This is a genomic window from Actinomadura napierensis, assembly GCF_039529375.1.
GTDB lineage: Bacteria > Actinomycetota > Actinomycetes > Streptosporangiales > Streptosporangiaceae > Spirillospora > Spirillospora napierensis.
The window spans coordinates 1-2,151 of the sequence record NZ_BAAAMR010000251.1 but is presented as its reverse complement, the minus strand read 5'-3'; the positions used below and the strand labels follow the sequence as shown (position 1 = coordinate 2,151).

At 67.5% G+C, this 2,151-nt stretch carries 3 protein-coding genes; 1 reads left to right on the top strand and 2 read right to left on the bottom strand.

Annotated features, from left to right (window positions below; genetic code table 11):
* Positions 1–168: 168 nt before the first annotated feature.
* Positions 169–924 carry an endonuclease/exonuclease/phosphatase family protein gene (locus ABD296_RS49235; RefSeq protein ID WP_344285397.1) on the bottom strand — a complete coding sequence of 252 codons (756 nt, stop codon included), beginning with the start codon at positions 922–924 and terminating at the stop codon, positions 169–171.
* Positions 921–1,310: an MmcQ/YjbR family DNA-binding protein gene (locus ABD296_RS49230; protein WP_344285395.1), complete on the bottom strand. Its 390-nt coding sequence runs from the start codon at positions 1,308–1,310 to the stop codon at positions 921–923. Before ABD296_RS49230 ends, ABD296_RS49235 begins: the two co-directional genes overlap by 4 nt.
* An 85-nt stretch (positions 1,311–1,395) precedes the next feature.
* Between ABD296_RS49230 and ABD296_RS49225 the strand changes: the two genes are divergently transcribed.
* The gene (locus ABD296_RS49225) at positions 1,396–2,073 is read left to right on the top strand and encodes a hypothetical protein (RefSeq protein WP_344285392.1); all 678 of its coding nucleotides are present in this window, start codon (positions 1,396–1,398) and stop codon (positions 2,071–2,073) included.
* Positions 2,074–2,151: the final 78 nt, after the last annotated feature.

The window sequence follows — 2,151 nt, the reverse complement described above, 5'->3', positions numbered from 1 at the left end:
CATCGCGAAGCGACGCCGAAGGCGCCCTTGACTTTGGAGGGGCGGCCCCGTACGCAGCGCCGCCCCCACCGCCCCTTCAACCCATGCCCGGATTACCCATTCTCGAATGACCCCTACCCGAAGCCCGAGGCCAAAAGCGCAGCGGGCTCACCCCCACGCCACCCCACCTCACAAGAACTCGGCCGCTATCCCATAATGATCGGAAAGATACATGAACCGTCCATCCGGAAGAGCGACCTCGTCCCTGAGAACAAGGCTTGTGTTCGCTCTAAGCGATGGGCTGGCGAGGATCTGATCGATGGGCTTCGGATAGGGCAGCTCAGCGGTAGGCCGATAGGTGGTGGCCGGATCATCGCCCAGCATGTCGCGAAGCCCCGCCGCACCGACGAACTCGCGGAGGATCGGCGAATCCCTGGGAACGTTGAAGTCGCCCGCGACGACCAGTGGGTCGGTCAGGGTCGGGTGCGCCAGCAATCCGGCCAACTCCGCGAGTTCGCTCGCCTCTACCTGTGCGTAGGGATTGGTCCGCGACCAGTCGTCGGTCTTGTTGGCCGACAGGTGGGTGTTGGCGACCGTCAGGTACTCGTTCCCGAACCGCACACGCGCCAACAGAACGCCCTTCCGCATGAAGCGTTCGGGACGAGCCGGTCCGACGAAGGTGTACGGACGGAAGTAGCGACGGGTTATGGGACGCCGCGAGAGAGTCACCAACCCGCCGTGGACGAGCGGCATGATCGGACCGTGCGCGACGTGCGGGTATGACCGGGTGGCACGGCGGAGCGCCATCAGGTTCAGGGGCGAGATGACTTCCTGAAGGCAGACCACGTCGTACGGCGACTCGTCCAGGATCCGGCCGAGGGCCTGGATACGGGCGCGGGAGTCGCCTCGGAAGAGCGTGTTGAACGTCAGCAGGCCGAACTTCATGGGCGCTCGGCGAGGTACTGGGCGGCGAGGCGTTTCGGGGCCTGGACGAGCCATGCCTCGACCAGGAGTTCTTCGAGCTCGTCCGGCCGGATCTCGTCCAGGCGGACGAGGATCATCGGGTAGCCGTCGAAGTGCGGGGTGGTGAAGTAGACGGCCGGGTCGTCGGCGAGGAGCGCCTCCTTGGCGCCGACGTCGGGGACGCGGGCGCCGAGGATCGGGCCGTCCGGTGCGGTGTCGCCGAGGGCCTCGAGGTCGGATTTGCGGAGCGGGCGTTCCAGGGCGAAGAGCTTGCCCTTGACGGTCCATTTCGGGCCGAGGCCCTTATGGGTCTCCTCGGTCTCCGGCAGCGCGAGGGCGATGCGCCGCACGTCATCCCACGTGGCCATGGTGAACACGATAGGCCGTCGGGCTTGACGTCGACCGCCGTTGAGGTTCCAGCATGGACGAGCAGTCGAGGAAAGGCGGCGTGCGATGGGTTTCCGTGTCGGCTCGGCCGTTGATCCGGCCGGGTCCATGGCGGCGTTGTTCGGGACATGGCGGGTGGGGTCGCCCGAACGGCAGGAAGCGGCGGTGGATGCGATCGCGGCGGCGTGGGAGGCGCGTCCGTGGCCAGGGGAGAATCTCCGCTCCTACGGGGTCCTCGCCGGTGACGACGGAACCACGCTGCTGCATTTCTCGGTGCTGGACGGCCCTGACGACATGTCCGGGCAAGCGTGGAAGCGCGAAGTGGACGCGGCCGTGCCCGGCATAGAGCGGATCGGGGTCGTCGCATGCCGGCTGCGGCGCGGCACGCCTGCTTACGGGGACGTGCGCGACGCCCGGTGCGCTGTCCTTGTCACGCGGGAGTTCGATCCGCCGGCGGTCGGGTCGGCCAACGGTCTCGTGGACGCGATGTTCAACGGAAGCGCCGATACGCCTCCGGCGGCAGGGCTGATATCAGCGCACTTCTACGTAAGTCTCGACGGCGCACGAGTGTTCAACTATGCGCTCTGGACGTCCGCGGAGGCGCATCAGCGGGCTGTCGGGAACGTCCCGCCGGCGCTCGCGGAGAATGAGCAATGGAAGCAGGCGCATGCCTGGCGAGGGCTGCGCAGCACCGCATTCCAGCGGCTGAGCCCGCGGCTTCACCTGGCACGACCAGCCGACTAGCTGTTCTGTCCCGTGAGGTTGGGGACGCGGGTGGTGGGTGGTTGGCCGCCGAGTGCGGTGTGGCCGCGGTGGTGATTG